This window comes from Streptomyces sp. NPDC018026, from assembly GCF_044327745.1.
In the GTDB taxonomy this organism is placed as follows: Bacteria; Actinomycetota; Actinomycetes; order Streptomycetales; family Streptomycetaceae; genus Streptomyces; species Streptomyces rubrogriseus.
In genome coordinates, this window is record NZ_JBIRFY010000001.1 from 26,393 (window position 1) to 41,819 (window position 15,427).

The following is a 15,427-nucleotide window of genomic DNA, read 5'->3' on the forward strand; positions in this document are numbered from 1 at the left end:
CGGGGTCCGCTGCGGGTGACGGAGAATGGGGGGCATGGCGGCATCGGGCGAGCGGGCACGGCACTGGCGGTACGAGGAGCTGCCCGACGTCGACCTGCTCCGCGCCCAGTACATACGCAAGACCTTCGTGCGCCACACGCACGAGCACTTCGTCATCGCCGCCATCGCCGACGGTGTGGAGGTCTTCCACCACGGCGGGAGCGACCAGTACGCCGGGGCCGGCTCCCTCGCCCTGGTCAACCCGGACACCCCGCACACGGGGCGGGCCGGGGTGCCGGAGGGGTGGCGGTACGGGGCCGTCTACCCGGCGCCCGACCTGGTGGCCGGGATCGCGGCGGAGACGACGACGCTGCGCGGGACGGCGGGATTCGTCCGGCCGGTGCTCGACGACCCGTACACCGTCGAGCTGGTGCACCGCGTGCTGCGGGCCGCCGACGAGGGAAACGCGCTCGCCGCCGACACCCTGCTGCGGGTGGCCGTGACCCGGCTGCTGCGGCTGAACGGCGGTCCGCTGCCCCGGCGCCGGGTGCGTACCGCCGGGGCGAGGACGGCGGCACGCGCGCGTGCGGTGCTGGAGGAGCGGATGGCCGACCCGCCGAGCCTGGAGCGGCTCGCCGGGGAGCTCGGGAGCAGTCCGTTCGCGCTGCTGCGGGCCTTCCGGGACGCCTATGGGATGCCGCCCCACACCTGGCTGACGGACGCCCGGGTGCGTCGGGCGCGGCGGCTGCTGGACACCGGGACCTCCCCGGCCGAGGCCGCCGTCGCCGTGGGGTTCACCGACCAGCCGCACCTGAACCGGCACTTCGCGCGGATCGTCGGTGTGCCGCCCGGTTCCTACCAGCGCGAGCGCAAGAACGTACAAGACGCGCGGCGGGAGCCGCTCCTACCGTTCGAGGCGTGACAGAACAGACAGCCCTCCCCGACGCTCCCGGCACGGGAGGCGCCGGTGCCAAGCCGGACGCCGCCGTCGTACGGGACGCCCTCGGGGTCGGAGTCGCCGTCGGACTGTCGGGGTTCGCCTTCGGGGTGACCTCGGCCGGCAGCGGACTCACCCTGGCCCAGACCTGCGCCCTCAGCCTGCTGGTGTTCACCGGGGCGTCCCAGTTCGCGCTCGTCGGCGCGCTCGCGGCAGGCGGAAACCCGCTCACCGCGGCCGCGGGGGCCTTCTTCCTGGGCGTCCGCAACGCCTTCTACGGGCTGCGCCTGTCGCAGTTGCTGGCCCTCCCGCGCGCGGTGCGGCCGTTCGCCGCGCAGTGGGTCATCGACGAGACGACGGCCGTGGCGCTCGCCCAGCCCACGCGGCGCGGCGTCCGGATCGGCTTCACCGTCACCGGACTCACGCTGTACGTCCTGTGGAACCTCACCACCCTGCTCGGCGCGCTGGGCGCCGAGGCCATCGGGGACACCGACGCCTGGGGCCTCGACGCGGCCGGTCCGGCGGTCTTCCTCGCGCTGCTCGCGCCGATGCTGAAGAACACCACGGAGCGCGCGGTCGCCGCCCTGGCCGTCCTGCTGGGGCTCGGTCTGCTGCCCGTGCTGCCCGCCGGCGTTCCCGTCCTGGTGGCCGCGCTCGCGGCGCCGCTCGTCCTGTGGGCGCGCGGACGCCGCGCGGGTGACGCCGAGGACGGCGCGGTCCGCGGGGCCGCCGAGGGGGAAGGGGAGGGCGAGCGATGAGCGTGTGGATCGCGATCGGCGTGACCGCGGTGGGCTGCTACGCGGTCAAGCTCCTCGGGCTGCTGGTGCCCGCGGGCGCCCTGGAACGGCCCCTGGTCCGGCGGCTCGCCGCGCTGCTGCCCGTCGCCCTCCTCGCGGCGCTCACCGCCCAGCAGACCTTCGCCGACGGGCAGCAGCTCGTGCTGGACGCGCGGGCCGCCGGAGTCGCCGCGGCCGCCGTCGCGCTGCTGCTGCGCGCACCGTTCCTGCTCGTCGTCGCGGCGGCCGTGGTGGTCACCGCGGGGGTACGGGCCATGGGCGGCTGAGCCGGCGGATCAGCCCAGCGGACGGCCGTACGCCCGGAGGGTGCGCAGGGCCTGGAGCGTCACCCGGCCGCGGGCCTCCAGCGCCGGGACGGGCGCCCACCGGCGTCGGCGCACGGGCCAGCCGCCGTCGTCCTCCTGCCCGGCCGCGAGGAAGTCGAGGGAACGGGCCATCTCGTCGTCCGTGAACCACGCGCGCGCGAGCGAACACGGATCGCTCGCGTAGTCGTGCGGGAAAAGGTGCTCGCCGGGGGCGTGGCCGGGAGGGACCGGACAGGCGTCGAGATCGTCCGGGTCCAGCACGGCGAGCCGCTGCTCGCGCACCAGGCGGCCCAGCCGGCCGGCCGCGGCCCGTGCGCGCGGACGGTCCGGAGCGGTGTCCAGGAAGGCCACGGCCGCCCGGACCTCGTACGGGTGCGGGGACCCCAGCGACTCGGCCGCCTGCCAGCAGAAGTCCGTGGCCCGGAACAGCCAGGCGTGCCAGACCTCGTTGCGGTGCAGCAGGCCGACCACCGGCCCGGTGACGAGCAGCTCGCCGGGAGGGTCGGCCACGACCGGCAGGAAGGGCGCGGCCGGTGCCCCGTCCCGGACCGCCCGGGTCACCGGCAGGGCACCGTCCGGCGTGGACACGGCGGTCAGATAGCGGCAGATCCGCTCGGCCCGCTGCCCGCCGCAGCGGCCCACGGCGTCCAGGACGCGCAGCGCCTGCGCGGTGTGCAGCGGCTGACTGACCGGGCCGCGCAGATCGGGTTCCAGTGCGTGGCCGTACCCGCCGTCCTCGTTGCGGTAGGCCTCCAGCGCGGTCTCCACCGGGCCGGGGTCCCCGCCCCGGAAGTCGTGCGCGAACAGCCGCTGCTCCAGTACGCGCGCGGTGAGCCAGACGAACTGCTCCGCGCGCGCGAGCGGTGAGCACGGGCCCTGGGCGCGGGGGGACGCGGGCGGTGGGATCGCGGGGAGTGGGGACGCTCCGGTTTCGGCCATGGGACAGACCGTAGGCCCAAAGGCGGTTCCGGCAGGTGGTCCCGGTTCGGGGCCCACTCTCAGGGGCGGGATACTGGGGGCATGCGGTTGACGGTCTTCTGGGAGCGGATGACGGATCACTTCGGTCCGGGGTACGCCGACACCTTCGCGCGTGATCACGTGATGGCGGAGCTGGGCGGGCGTACGGTGCACGAGGCGCTGGACGCCGGCTGGGACGCGAAGGACGTGTGGCGCGTGGTGTGCACCGTCATGAACGTGCCGCGGGAACAGCGGTGACGGTTCACGAAGATCGCCGTACCGGGCTCCCCCGTCGGTGGCGTGGGCGAGACTTGCTCCGTGGCATCCACTGACGAGACCGGGCAGGCCGCCCGGCACGCACCCTCCGAGGGCACCGCGCCGCCCGTCGGCCCCCCGGCCGACGGCTCCGTGGCGGGGCCGGGCGCCCGCATGCCGCGCTGGCTGCCGCGCGCCATGGTGCTGGCCCTCGCGCTCATCGCCGCCTTCCAGCTGGGCAGCTGGGCCTTCCACCAGCTCACCGGGCTGCTGATCAACGTCCTCATCGCGTTCTTCCTGGCCCTGGCCATCGAACCCGCGGTGAGCTGGATGGCCGGACGCGGCATGCGCCGGGGATTCGCCACCTTCCTCGTCTTCCTCGCCGTGCTGATCGCCGCCGCGGGGTTCGTCACCCTGCTCGGCTCCATGCTCGCGGGCCAGATCGTCAAGATGGTCGAGGAGTTCCCGGACTACCTCGACTCCGTCATCAACTGGGTCAACGGCCACTTCCACACCGAGCTGAGACGGGTCGACATCCAGGAGGGCCTGCTCCGCTCCGACTGGCTGCGCAACTACGTGCAGAACAGCGCGACGGGCGTCCTGGACGTGTCGGCCCAGGTCCTCGGCGGCCTCTTCCAGCTGCTGACGGTGCTGCTGTTCTCGTTCTACTTCGCCGCCGACGGCCCCCGGCTGCGGCGCGGACTCTGCTCCGTCCTGCCGCCCGCCCGCCAGGCGGAGGTCCTGCGCGCGTGGGAGATCGCCGTGGACAAGACCGGCGGCTACCTGTACTCACGCGGGTTGATGGCGCTGGTCTCCGGCGTCGCGCACTACATCCTCCTGGAGATCCTGGAGGTGCCCTACGCGCCCGCGCTCGCCGTGTGGGTCGGTCTGGTGTCGCAGTTCATCCCGACCATCGGCACCTATCTCGCGGGCGCCCTGCCCATGCTGATCGCGTTCACGGTCAACCCCTGGTACGCGCTGTGGGTGCTGATCTTCGTGGTGATCTACCAGCAGTTCGAGAACTACGTGCTGCAGCCCAAGCTGACGTCGAAGACCGTGGACATCCACCCCGCGGTCGCCTTCGGCTCCGTCATCGCGGGCACCGCCCTCCTCGGCGCCGTCGGCGCGCTGATCGCCATCCCGGCGGTCGCCACGCTGCAGGCGTTCCTCGGCGCGTACGTCAAGCGCTACGACGTCACGGACGATCCCCGCGTCCACGGGCGCAGGGACCGCCGGTCGGTGTCCGGGACGTCCACGCGCCTGCGCACACTGTGGGCCCGGCGCCCGGCGCCGGAGGGTACGGAGCGCACGGAGGGAACGGAGGGCACCGGGGACGGTGGCTCCTCCTGAGGCGCGGAGCACCCTCCTGAGGGGCGCTCCGCGGGCTCAGTAGGTGACACCGGCCCACACACCGGCGACGGCGACGGCGGCCGCGTAGCCGCACACCGCCCCGGTCACCACCCGCCGCCGTACCGTCTCGCTCCACGGGGTGAGGGCCAGCAGGCGGGCCAGCACCGGCAGTACCAGCACGGCGTGCAGGGACACGCCGTGCAGCGGCTTGAGCCACGCCGTGGAGTGGTAGGCGGCCTCCTGGTGACCGGTGCGGGTGAGCACCACACCGCGCGCGATCATCGCGGCGCCCGAGGCGAGACCGACGAGCAGCACCGCGAAACCGGAGCGCACCGCCAGGGCCATTCCGGCCGGGCCCGTGGGACGACGGAGGAAGGAGGCGAGGGCGAACGCGGTGAGCAGCACGACCAGGACACCGCCGCCCACCGCGAGCGTCATGGACACGGTGGTGTCGAAGGGCGTCTCCATGTTGAGGTGCGAGGGCACCTCGCGCCATGCCTGGAGGGTGATCCCGCCGACCTCGACGACGCAGTCGGCCGCGAACACCGCGAGCAGCACCGCGCGCGTTCGCGGCCGGAGGTCCAGGTACGAGGTGACCCAGGTGACCGCGATCAGCGTCACCCCGAAGGACAGCCCGAACGTCACCGGTTTGCGCCAGGACACCGGTCCGTCCCAGGGCCCGCCGTCCACCGCGAACACCACCAGGTGCGCGAGGCCGGAGAGGATCAGCACGAGGCCCGTCGCGCGGCACAGGCGCGGCACGGGAGAGCGGTCGGTGTGGGCGGTCTGCATGGGAGGAGCCTGGCAACGGCCGTCCGCCCCGTCGTCGTCCGGCCGGAGGCACCCGCCGTACGCCGGCGGGAGCAGGGTCAGCCCTGCGGTTCCTGCGGCTTGGCGTCGATCTCCCGCAGGTTGCGGTCCTTGAACTCGGTGCGGGTCTCGGTGCGGTGACCGCGGGCGATGTAGTCCCGCACCACCGCCTCGACGGCGTCCTGGGGTGAGCCGATACCGGCCAGGACCATCACCTCCACCACGAGTTCGGCGTCGAGATCGATGGTGATCCTGGCCATGGTGTCCCCTCTCCGACCTCTCCCGGTGTCGCATCCGCATCCAACCACCTGGCTCGCCGCCCCGGGGACGTACGCTCGGAAGTGCCGCGTGGTGCGCTTGACACGAAAATCGAACATCCATTCTTATGGAGGCTCCGGCGGGGCTCGTGACGGGTGATTCGAGTGGGTTCGGGTGGAGATGCACCCGAGTTATCCACAGGCCGGACCCGCATCGGGGCCCATTGTCAGTGGCAGGCATTAGCGTCTTTGACGTGAAGCGATCGAATCAAGCAAACCGGGTGGAACCCATGGCAGGAACCGACCGCGAGAAGGCCCTGGACGCCGCGCTCGCACAGATTGAACGGCAGTTCGGCAAGGGCGCGGTCATGCGCATGGGCGAGCGGCCGAACGAGCCCATCGAGGTCATCCCGACCGGGTCGACCGCGCTCGACGTGGCCCTCGGCGTCGGCGGCCTCCCGCGCGGCCGTGTCGTGGAGGTCTACGGCCCCGAGTCCTCCGGCAAGACGACCCTGACCCTGCACGCGGTGGCGAACGCGCAGAAGGCCGGCGGCCAGGTCGCCTTCGTGGACGCCGAGCACGCCCTCGACCCCGAGTACGCCAAGAAGCTTGGCGTCGACATCGACAACCTGATCCTCTCCCAGCCCGACAACGGCGAGCAGGCCCTGGAGATCGTGGACATGCTGGTCCGCTCCGGTGCCCTCGACCTCATCGTCATCGACTCCGTCGCCGCGCTCGTCCCGCGTGCGGAGATCGAGGGCGAGATGGGCGACAGCCACGTCGGTCTGCAGGCCCGGCTGATGAGCCAGGCCCTGCGGAAGATCACCAGCGCGCTCAACCAGTCCAAGACCACCGCGATCTTCATCAACCAGCTCCGCGAGAAGATCGGCGTGATGTTCGGCTCCCCGGAGACCACGACCGGTGGCCGGGCGCTGAAGTTCTACGCCTCCGTGCGCATCGACATCCGCCGCATCGAGACGCTGAAGGACGGCACGGACGCGGTCGGCAACCGCACCCGCTGCAAGGTCGTCAAGAACAAGGTCGCGCCGCCCTTCAAGCAGGCCGAGTTCGACATCCTCTACGGCCAGGGCATCAGCCGCGAGGGCGGCCTGATCGACATGGGCGTGGAGCACGGCTTCGTCCGCAAGGCCGGTGCCTGGTACACGTACGAGGGCGACCAGCTCGGCCAGGGCAAGGAGAACGCGCGCAACTTCCTGAAGGACAACCCCGACCTGGCCAACGAGATCGAGAAGAAGATCAAGCAGAAGCTGGGCGTCGGTGTGCGCCCCGAGGAGTCGGCCACCGAGCCCGGCGCGGACGCCGCCTCCGCCGCCCCGGCCGACGCCGCACCGGCGGTGCCCGCGCCCACGACCGCCAAGGCCACCAAGTCCAAGGCCGCGGCAGCCAAGAGCTGACCCGTGACCCGACGAACCGACTGGGCCGAGTACACGAGCGGCTCCGCCGGGCCGGGCGACGACGCGTACGGGGCGGCTGCGGCCCCGTACGAGCCGGATCCCTCCGCCGTCGGTCCCCACGAGGACGGCGCGGCGCGCCACGGTGACGGCGAGGGGCGCCGCGGAGGCGGACGGAGCCGTGGAGCGGGCGGCACGCGCGGGCGCCGAAGGCGCGAGCGTGTGGAGCCGTCCGCCGAGGACGGAGGTGCCACTTCCTCGTCGAGGGCCGAGAAGGGGGAGCCTCCGCGGGACCCGGTGGAGCAGGCACGGGCGATCTGCCTGCGCCTGCTCACCGGGACCCCGCGCACCCGCAGACAGTTGGCCGACGCCCTGCGCAAACGGGAGATCCCCGACGAGGCCGCGGAGGAGGTGCTGTCCAGGTTCGAGGAGGTCGGCCTGATCAACGACGGCGCCTTCGCTCAGGCCTGGGTGGAGTCCCGGCACCACGGCCGCGGGCTGGCCAGGCGCGCCCTCGCCAGAGAGTTGCGCACCAAGGGCGTCGAGGCGACGGTCATCGACGTGGCGGTGTCCCAACTGGACACCGAGCAGGAGGAGGAGACCGCGCGCGACCTGGTGGCGCGCAAGCTGCGCGCCACCCGGGGACTCGACCGCGACAAGAGACTGCGCCGCCTCGCCGGCATGCTGGCCCGTAAGGGCTACTCCGAGGGCATGGCCCTGCGGGTGGTCCGCCAGGCACTGGAGGAGGAGGGCGAGGACACGGAACACCTCGGCGACGAGGGGTTCTGAGCGGGCGTCCGGCCCGTCCGCAACACCGTCGCCCTGCCGTGCGGCAGGAAGGCGAAGAAGATCGACCACACTCCGATCCGCCTGGTCACCAAGGGCAACGCGGACCCGGCACCCCTGTACTGCCCCGCCGACTACTGGCCCCGTGCGGCCACCGGGAGGCCCGCCGACCGCCAGCCCTGGAAGCCCCCGATCAGGTCCGTGGCCCGGTGCAGTCCCAGCCGGTGCAGTGACTCCGCCGCCAGGCTGGAGGCGTATCCCTCGTCGCACACCACGACCACCCGCACGTCGTGGTCCGTCGCCTCGGGCACGCGGTGGCTGCCCAGCGGATCCAGCCGCCACTCCAGTTCGTTGCGCTCGATCACCAGCGCGCCGGGAATCACACCGTCCCGCTCGCGCAGGGCGGCGTACCGGATGTCGACCAGCAGTGCCGTGCCCGCCTCGGCGGCGTCGTACGCCTCTTCCGGCCCGATCCGCCGATACCCGGCGCGTACCCGCTCCAGCAGGGCGTCGATTCCGGTGGGCCCGCTCACTGCCAGTCCTGCGGGCGCTCGACCTGCTCCAGGCGCAGGGTCTGTCCGCTGCGGCTGTAGCGGCGGATCCGCGGCAGGGGCGGGTAGTAGGCGTGCACGGACACCGCGTGGCGGTCGGACGACTCGTTGAGGACCTCGTGCACGTGGTGCCGCCCGAAGGCGCGCCCCGTGCCGACGGTCAGCCGGCGCTCCCGGTCCACACCGTCGCTGAGTTCGAGGGTCTTCCAGCCGTCGGTGGGCAGGCGGGCGGCGAGCGCGTTCTCCTTGAGCTCGCCCGCGGCCGTCACGAAGGCGCCCACGGAGTCGGCGTGATCGTGCCAGCCGGTGCCCGTGCCGGGCGGCCAGCCGATCAGCCAGGCCTCGCTGCCACCCGGTCCGGCCAGCCGCATCCAGGTGCGGCCCTCGGGGTCGAGCGGCAGAGAGGCGATCAGTTCGGTGTCGGCCGCCGCCCGCCGTACGAAGCCCAGGAGTTGGGCCTGCGTCGGGGCGGGCGTGGACGCGGACGCGGGGGAAGGGGAAGCGGGGGAAACGGAGGGGAGGGACACGGGTACCGTCCTGGGAGTTCGCGAGGGAGCGCGCGGCGGCACGTCGGACCGGCGGCGCGCGCGAAGGAAAGGGGAGGCGAATTCAGCAGGACGGACGACACACGCAGCCCGCATAGCGGACGAGGTCCATATGGACCCTCCGCCACAGGCGCACACAGGTGTCGGTCACGATCCGGAGTAGACCATGACGGTGCGGGCCGGTCAACTCAGCGTCACCATGCGGACAGCGGCCGCGCCCCCCGGGTGTCCAGACGGCCGGCGGGACCGGCACCCGGCCGACGCGACCGCTGGACGCCACCGCTCAACGCCACCGCTCAACGCCACCGCTCAACGCGAACCGGCCCCGGCCCCCGCCCCCTCCTCGGCCTCGGTCGACGCCCTGGCCGTCGCCCCGCCCAGCGCGCTCTCGGCAGCCGCGTAGAGGTCGGCCGGACGCACCCCGTTCAGCGCCGTGACCAGGTGGCCGTCGGGCCGCACGAGCAGCACCGTGTGGGCCGCGGCACCCGGGTAGCTCTCGGCGACCAGCAGCTCGGCGTGGTGGGGCAGCGCCGTCACCGCGGCCGCCAGTCGGGGCATGATCCCGGCCGTCACCCAGTGCTTGCGGTCCCACACCCCGGTGCCCGGCGCGATCAGTACCACCAGCAGCGCCCCGCGCCCCAGCCGGTCGCGCAGCTGTACGAACGTGCCGTCCTCCGCCGTGACCCGCACATCGGTGACGGGTGTCCCCGGCGGTGTGCCCACGGACACCTCCCCGCCGAGGCCCTCGGGTGCGAGCGGCGAGTCGGCGTACGTCCCCTGCGCGCCCAGTGCGCCGCGGCCGAGGTGACCGTCCGTCAGCAGCGCGTCGTTGCCACGGGCGGAGCCGGGCACGTAGGAGCGCAGTCCACCGCCGCCGCGTACCAGCGGGAGCAACTGATCGGCGGCGCGCAGCCGCGCGGAGATCGCCGCCCGCCGCTCCTGCTGGTAGCTGTCGAGCAGCGCCTCGCGGGGCCCGTGGTGCCAGGCCAGAGCCAGTTTCCAGGCGAGGTTGTCGGCGTCCAGCAGCCCCTCCTCCAGGCCCTGCGTGCCCAGCGCGCCCAGCAGGTGAGCCGCGTCCCCGGCCAGCAGTACGCGGCCCACCCGCCAGCGGCGGGCGAGGCGGTGGTGGACCGTGTGGACGCCGGTGTCGAGGAGTTCGTATGCCGGGGTCGAACCGTCGGCCGCCCATCCGGTGAGGGTCTCGCGGACCCGGCTCACCAGCAGTTCGGGCGTGACCAGGTCCTTGCCGGGCGGCAGCAGCCAGTCCAGGCGCCACACGCCGTCCGGCAGCGGGCGGCCGACCACCTCGCCGGCCGGGGGCCCGGTCGTCCGCCACGGCGGCATGCGGTGGAGCAGCGCCTCGTCCGGCCACGGGAGTTCGGTGCGCAGTGCGGCGACGGCGTATCGTTCCACCGCCGTACGGCCGGGGAAGCGGATGTCCTGGAGCTTGCGGACGGTGGAGCGCGGGCCGTCGCAGCCGACCAGGTAACTGCCGCGCCACCACGTGCCGGCGGGGCCGCGGGTGTGGGCCGTGACGCCGGACTTCTCCTGCTCGATGCCGTCCAGTCGGCTGTCTACGGCGATCTTGACCAGCCGCTCGCGGGCGAGTGCCGTGCGCAGGACCCCGGCCAGCTCGTGCTGGGCGATGTGCAGGGGGGCCGGGTCGGCGTCGCCGAACGCGACCTCGCGCGTCACCTGCTTGCGCCGCATCGACCGCCATCCGGCCCAACGCGAACCCAGCCCCGTCAGCGCTGCGCCGGTCAGCCGCTCGACGAGCGCGACGGCCTCCTCGCGCAGCACGACGGTGCGCGCGGGGCGCGGTTCGTCCTTGCCGGGTCCCTCGTCGAGGACGACACAGGGCACCTCCTGCCGCGCCAGCGCCAGGGCGAGCGTGAGCCCGACGGGCCCCGCTCCGGTGATGATCACCGGGTCCACGGTGCGGCGCCCCCTGCCCGTGGCGGTGTCCCGGGGGACGTGGGTGAACAGGACGTTTGAGCAGGGTGCACGGTCACAGAACGTATGCAACCTATTGCCGCAGCTTGCGTCAAGCGACGGAGGCCGTGGCGATCACGCCACGGCCTCCGTCGATGGTCATACGAGATGACCGAGTGTCAGGTGTGCTAGATCTTGCCGACCGTTCCGGCATCGGCGGTCTCCACGTCGTCCGCCCTGAGTACCGCACCGGTCGACTTCTTCGCCCGCCGCAGCCGGCGCTCCAGCCAGCTCGCGAAGCTCGTGAGGGCGAAGTTGAGCGCGATGTAGATCACGGCGACCACGGTGTAGCTGGCGATCACGTTGGCGCCGTAGTAGCCGCTCATGGTGTTGGCCGACGCGAGCAGTTCGGGGAAGGTCAGGATCGCGCCGCCGAGCGCGGTGTCCTTGAGGATCACGACGAGCTGGCTGACGATGGCCGGGAGCATCGCCGTGACCGCCTGCGGCAGCAGGATCAGCCGCATGACCTGGCCCTTGCGGAGCCCGATGGCCATCGCGCCCTCGGCCTGGCCCTTGGGGAGGGCCAGGATGCCGGACCGGACGATCTCGGCGAGGACGGAGGCGTTGTACAGCACCAGGCCGGTGACGACGGCGTAGAGCGGGCGGTCGTCCGAGCTGACGTTCGTGTACTCCGCGAAGAGCGCGAGACCGAAGATCATCAGGACCAGCACGGGGATGGACCGGAAGAACTCGACCACGACCGCGGCCGGTACCCGGACCCACTTGTGGTCGGAGAGCCGGGCGATGCCCAGTGCGGCGCCGAGCGGCAGGGCGATGACCACCGCGAGAGCCGCGGCCTTCAGGGTGTTCTGCAGACCCGGCCAGATGTACGTCGACCAGGCCTCGGTGCCGGTGAAGAAGGGCTTCCACAGGGCCCACTCCAGCTGGCCCTTGTCGTCGAGGGTGCTGAACACCCACCACAGCAGGGCGGCGAACGCCACCAGGAAGACGACCGTGAAGAGGACGTTGCGACGCTTGGCGCGCGGCCCCTGGGCGTCATAGAGGACCGAGCTCATCGCTTCACCGCCACCTTCTTGCCCACCCAGCCGAGGATCAGGCCGGTCGGCAGCGTCAACACCACGAACACGAGAGCGATGACCGCGGAGATGAGCAGCAGTTGTGCCTCGTTCTCGATCATCTCCTTCATCAACAGCGCCGTCTCCGCCACACCGATGGCGGCGGCGACCGTGGTGTTCTTGATCAGGGCGATCAGCACGTTCGCCAGCGGAACGACGGACGAGCGGAACGCCTGCGGAAGGACCACCAGCCGAAGCACCTGACCGAAGCTCAGGCCGAGGGCCCGAGCCGCCTCCGCCTGGCCGACCGGCACCGTGTTGATGCCGGAGCGCAGCGCCTCGCACACGAACGACGACGTGTAGAGGATCAGGCCCAGGACGGCGAGCCGGAAGTTGATCGTCTCGAAGTCATCCCCTCCGCCGAGGGTGATGCCCAGCGTCTGGTTCAGTCCCAGCGACGCGAACAGAATGATCACGGTCAGCGGGATGTTCCGCACGATGTTCACGTACGCGGTTCCGAAACCGCGCATCAACGGCACCGGGCCGACCCGCATGGCGGCCAGCAGGGTGCCCCAGATCAGGGAGCCGACGGCCGAGAGCACAGCGAGCTGCACTGTCGTCCAGATGGCTCCCGCCAGGTCGTAATCCTGAAGAAAGTCGAACACGATCTCCCGCGCTTCCGGGTGTAGGGATGCCCGCCCCGGTGCGCCGCCCCTGCCGTAGGGCGGCGCACCTCGTCAGGCCCGGCCTCAACTCTTGATGTCGCCGATCTTCGGCGCCGGCTCGTTCTTGTAGTTGGCCGGGCCGAAGTTGTCCTTGACGGCCTTGTCCCAGGCGCCGTCGGCGACCATGGCCTCGAGCGCGTCGTTGATCTTGTTCTTGAGGTCGCTGCCCTTCTTGACGCCGATGCCGTAGTTCTCGTTCGTCAGCTTGAAGCCGCCGAGCTTGAACTTGCCCTTGAACTGCGACTGGGAGGCATAACCCGCGAGGATCGAGTCGTCCGTGGTCAGCGCGTCGATGGCGCCGTTCTGCAGGCCGGGCAGGCAGGCCGAGTACGTCGGGTACGGCTGCAGCTGGGCCTTGGGGGCCAGCTTCTCCTTGATGTTCTGCGCCGAGGTCGAACCGGTGACCGAGCAGAGCTTCGCGTCGTTCAGGTCCTCCGGCGACTTGATCTTGTCGTCGTCGGCACGGATCAGCACGTCCTGGTGGGCCAGCAGGTACGGGCCGGCGAAGTCGACCTTCTCCGAGCGCTCGGGAGTGATCGAGTACGTGGCGGCGATGAAGTCGACGTCACCGCGCTGCAGCATGGTCTCGCGGTCGGCGCTCTTCGACTCCTTCCACTCGATCTGGTCCTCGGTGTAGCCGAGCTTCTTGGCGACGTACGTGGCGACGTCCACGTCGAAGCCGGCGTAGCCGTCCGGGGTCTTCTGGCCGAGGCCGGGCTGGTCGAACTTGATGCCGATGGTGATCTTCTTGCCGTCACCACCGGACGAGCCGCTGTCCTTGTCGTCGCCGCCGCACGCGGTGGCGGTCAGGGCGAGGGCGAGCACGGCGGCCGAGGCGGCGGAGACCTTGCGAAGCTTCATGGTGAACATCCTTTGGCTGTGATCGAGCTGCGATCGGACGATCAGAGGATCAGGCGATCAGGTGCGGCTCCCGGGAACGGGCCGCCGGTGCGGTCGGCGCGGGGCGCCGGAGCCGCACCGAAATCTCAGTGGTGCAGGATCTTCGACAGGAAGTCCTTGGCACGGTCGCTGCGCGGATTGCTGAAGAACTGGTCCGGCGTGGCCTCTTCGACGATGCGGCCGTCCGCCATGAACACCACGCGGTTGGCGGCGGAGCGGGCGAAGCCCATCTCGTGGGTGACCACGATCATGGTCATCCCGTCCTCGGCGAGCTGCTTCATGACCTCGAGGACCTCGTTGATCATCTCCGGGTCGAGAGCCGACGTCGGCTCGTCGAAGAGCATGACCTTCGGGTCCATGGCCAGCGCACGCGCGATGGCGACACGCTGCTGCTGGCCGCCGGAGAGCTGCGCGGGGTACTTGTCGGCCTGGGCGCCCACGCCGACCCGGTCGAGCAGGGCGCGGGCCTTCTCCTCGGCCTTCTTGGCCTCGACCTTGCGGACCTTGACCTGGCCCAGCGTCACGTTCTCGAGCACCGTCTTGTGCGCGAAGAGGTTGAACGACTGGAAGACCATGCCGACGTCGGCCCGCAGCCTGGCCAGCTCCTTGCCCTCGGCGGGCAGCGGCTTGCCGTCGATCGTGATCGAACCGTCGTCGATGGTCTCCAGACGGTTGATGGTGCGGCACAGGGTGGACTTGCCGGACCCGGAGGGTCCGATGACCACGACGACCTCGCCGCGCTGAATCGTCAGGTCGATGTCCTGGAGCACGTGCAACGCGCCGAAGTGCTTGTTGACACTCTTCAGGACGACCAGTTCGCCGGTCGCAGCCTTGTCTTCCTTGGCCACCGATACTTCGGTCATCGCTCTCGGGCTCCGTCCTCCTGGGTTTCGCAGGACAGTAGTGACCCGGGCCACGTCGCGTCTCTACATCTGAGCGAGATCTGAGCATCACGATCCGATAGCAATCGGACACGAGTCGTAGCACTTGTGAGCTGGGCGCATATCGGCCGGATAACTTCGAGCGGCCGCAACCGGAAGCCTCTTGACGCCGTCCCCCTCCATCGGCGTCACTGCACAGGACGCACGCGCGCGTGCCCGTCCATGAGCCCGTCCCGATTTCTACCCGCCCCGAGCGTACGGCCGATGAACCGAAGGGAGCCCGGATGAGACTGCTGCTCGTCGAGGACGACAACCACGTGGCCGCCGCCCTGTCCGCGATCCTGGCACGGCACGGCTTCGACGTCACCCACGCGCGCAGCGGCGAGGAGGCGCTCCAGGCGCTCGTCCCGGAGGTCGACGGCTTCGGCGTCGTCCTGCTCGACCTGGGCCTGCCCGACCAGGACGGCTACGAGGTCTGCGGAAAGATCCGCAAGCGCACCAGCACCCCGGTCATCATGGTCACCGCGCGGGCCGACGTGCGCTCCCGCATCCACGGCCTCAACCTCGGCGCCGACGACTACGTGGTCAAGCCGTACGACACGGGGGAACTGCTGGCCCGGATCCACGCCGTCAGCCGGCGCACCGCCCACGAGGACGCCACCGGGAGCACCGAGACCGTGGTCCGCCTCGGCGCGGTGCGCATCGAGCTGCCGACACGCCAGGTGAGCGTGGACGGTTCGGTTGTCCAACTCACCCGCAAGGAGTTCGATCTGCTCGCCCTGCTCGCCCAGCGCCCCGGTGTGGTCTTCCGTCGTGAGCAGATCATCAGCGAGGTGTGGCGCACCAGCTGGGAGGGGACCGGGCGCACCCTGGAGGTGCACGTCGCGTCCCTGCGCTCCAAGCTGCACATGCCCGCGCTGATCGAGACCGTCCGCGGCGTCGGCTACCGCCTCGTCGCCCCCACCGCCTAGC

General features: G+C 71.6%; 19 protein-coding genes. 8 read left to right on the forward strand and 11 right to left on the reverse strand.

Features of this window, described 5'->3' with window-relative positions:
- Nucleotides 1-34: 34 nt before the first annotated feature.
- The 3 genes from ACH4D3_RS00095 to ACH4D3_RS00105 are packed head-to-tail and all read left to right on the forward strand — an operon-like array spanning nt 35 to nt 1,979.
- Nucleotides 35-901 (forward strand): AraC family transcriptional regulator, encoded by an 867-nt coding sequence (locus tag ACH4D3_RS00095; RefSeq protein WP_398314714.1) that lies wholly within the window; start codon nt 35-37, stop codon nt 899-901.
- Entirely contained in the window at nt 898-1,674 is a 777-nt protein-coding gene (locus ACH4D3_RS00100) for an AzlC family ABC transporter permease (RefSeq protein WP_398314716.1), read from the forward strand. Before ACH4D3_RS00095 ends, ACH4D3_RS00100 begins: the two co-directional genes overlap by 4 nt.
- Complete coding sequence (locus ACH4D3_RS00105) at nt 1,671-1,979, forward strand: AzlD domain-containing protein (RefSeq protein WP_356862288.1); 309 nt, start codon at nt 1,671-1,673, stop codon at nt 1,977-1,979. The genes ACH4D3_RS00100 and ACH4D3_RS00105 overlap by 4 nt, the downstream gene beginning before the upstream one ends.
- Before the next feature lie 9 nt (nt 1,980-1,988).
- Here the strand turns inward: ACH4D3_RS00105 and ACH4D3_RS00110 are convergent, their stop codons facing one another.
- The gene (locus ACH4D3_RS00110) at nt 1,989-2,957 is read right to left on the reverse strand and encodes a hypothetical protein (RefSeq protein ID WP_398314718.1); all 969 of its coding nucleotides are present in this window, start codon (nt 2,955-2,957) and stop codon (nt 1,989-1,991) included.
- Between the two features lie 81 nt (nt 2,958-3,038).
- Between ACH4D3_RS00110 and ACH4D3_RS00115 the strand changes: the two genes are divergently transcribed.
- Both ACH4D3_RS00115 and ACH4D3_RS00120 read left to right on the forward strand, forming a co-directional pair.
- Entirely contained in the window at nt 3,039-3,233 is a 195-nt protein-coding gene (locus ACH4D3_RS00115) for a DUF3046 domain-containing protein (protein ID WP_007445009.1), read from the forward strand.
- A 60-nt stretch (nt 3,234-3,293) separates the two neighbouring features.
- Nucleotides 3,294-4,580, forward strand: a complete 1,287-nt coding sequence (locus ACH4D3_RS00120; RefSeq protein ID WP_398314720.1) for an AI-2E family transporter — start codon at nt 3,294-3,296, stop codon at nt 4,578-4,580.
- A gap of 36 nt (nt 4,581-4,616) precedes the next feature.
- On the opposite strand, the gene ACH4D3_RS00125 is transcribed toward ACH4D3_RS00120, so the two are convergent.
- Nucleotides 4,617-5,372, reverse strand: a complete 756-nt coding sequence (locus ACH4D3_RS00125) for a hypothetical protein (RefSeq protein WP_398314722.1) — start codon at nt 5,370-5,372, stop codon at nt 4,617-4,619.
- 77 nt (nt 5,373-5,449) lie between these two features.
- The gene (locus ACH4D3_RS00130; protein ID WP_003973256.1) at nt 5,450-5,650 is read right to left on the reverse strand and encodes a type II toxin-antitoxin system VapB family antitoxin; all 201 of its coding nucleotides are present in this window, start codon (nt 5,648-5,650) and stop codon (nt 5,450-5,452) included.
- 287 nt (nt 5,651-5,937) lie between these two features.
- Between ACH4D3_RS00130 and recA the strand changes: the two genes are divergently transcribed.
- Nucleotides 5,938-7,062 (forward strand): recombinase RecA, encoded by a 1,125-nt coding sequence (recA, locus tag ACH4D3_RS00135; protein ID WP_108990708.1) that lies wholly within the window; start codon nt 5,938-5,940, stop codon nt 7,060-7,062.
- Between the two features lie 3 nt (nt 7,063-7,065).
- A complete protein-coding gene (recX, locus tag ACH4D3_RS00140; protein ID WP_398314725.1) occupies nt 7,066-7,848 on the forward strand; it encodes a recombination regulator RecX in 783 nt (260 codons plus the stop codon).
- A 131-nt stretch (nt 7,849-7,979) separates the two neighbouring features.
- Here recX and ACH4D3_RS00145 read toward each other — a convergent pair whose 3' ends face one another.
- The 8 genes from ACH4D3_RS00145 to ACH4D3_RS00180 all read right to left on the reverse strand — a co-directional run bounded on the left by ACH4D3_RS00145 (nt 7,980) and on the right by ACH4D3_RS00180 (nt 14,437).
- On the reverse strand, nt 7,980-8,378 hold the full coding sequence (locus ACH4D3_RS00145; RefSeq protein ID WP_398314727.1) for a rhodanese-like domain-containing protein: 399 nt from the start codon (nt 8,376-8,378) through the stop codon (nt 7,980-7,982).
- Nucleotides 8,375-8,923: a cysteine dioxygenase gene (locus ACH4D3_RS00150; RefSeq protein WP_398314729.1), complete on the reverse strand. Its 549-nt coding sequence runs from the start codon at nt 8,921-8,923 to the stop codon at nt 8,375-8,377. Before ACH4D3_RS00150 ends, ACH4D3_RS00145 begins: the two co-directional genes overlap by 4 nt.
- 82 nt (nt 8,924-9,005) lie before the next feature.
- Nucleotides 9,006-9,221: a putative leader peptide gene (locus ACH4D3_RS00155; protein WP_398314731.1), complete on the reverse strand. Its 216-nt coding sequence runs from the start codon at nt 9,219-9,221 to the stop codon at nt 9,006-9,008.
- Nucleotides 9,222-9,250: 29 nt separating this feature from the next.
- Nucleotides 9,251-10,876, reverse strand: a complete 1,626-nt coding sequence (locus ACH4D3_RS00160; protein ID WP_398314733.1) for an FAD-dependent monooxygenase — start codon at nt 10,874-10,876, stop codon at nt 9,251-9,253.
- A gap of 185 nt (nt 10,877-11,061) precedes the next feature.
- Nucleotides 11,062-11,949 carry an amino acid ABC transporter permease gene (locus tag ACH4D3_RS00165; protein ID WP_398314735.1) on the reverse strand — a complete coding sequence of 296 codons (888 nt, stop codon included), beginning with the start codon at nt 11,947-11,949 and terminating at the stop codon, nt 11,062-11,064.
- Nucleotides 11,946-12,614: an amino acid ABC transporter permease gene (locus tag ACH4D3_RS00170; protein ID WP_398314737.1), complete on the reverse strand. Its 669-nt coding sequence runs from the start codon at nt 12,612-12,614 to the stop codon at nt 11,946-11,948. Before ACH4D3_RS00170 ends, ACH4D3_RS00165 begins: the two co-directional genes overlap by 4 nt.
- 84 nt (nt 12,615-12,698) lie before the next feature.
- Nucleotides 12,699-13,535, reverse strand: coding sequence for a glutamate ABC transporter substrate-binding protein (locus tag ACH4D3_RS00175; RefSeq protein WP_108987448.1), 837 nt, complete (start codon nt 13,533-13,535; stop codon nt 12,699-12,701).
- Between the two features lie 125 nt (nt 13,536-13,660).
- Nucleotides 13,661-14,437, reverse strand: a complete 777-nt coding sequence (locus tag ACH4D3_RS00180; RefSeq protein WP_108987449.1) for an amino acid ABC transporter ATP-binding protein — start codon at nt 14,435-14,437, stop codon at nt 13,661-13,663.
- Between the two features lie 302 nt (nt 14,438-14,739).
- Between ACH4D3_RS00180 and ACH4D3_RS00185 the strand changes: the two genes are divergently transcribed.
- The gene (locus ACH4D3_RS00185) at nt 14,740-15,426 is read left to right on the forward strand and encodes a response regulator transcription factor (RefSeq protein ID WP_003973245.1); all 687 of its coding nucleotides are present in this window, start codon (nt 14,740-14,742) and stop codon (nt 15,424-15,426) included.
- Nucleotide 15,427: the final 1 nt, after the last annotated feature.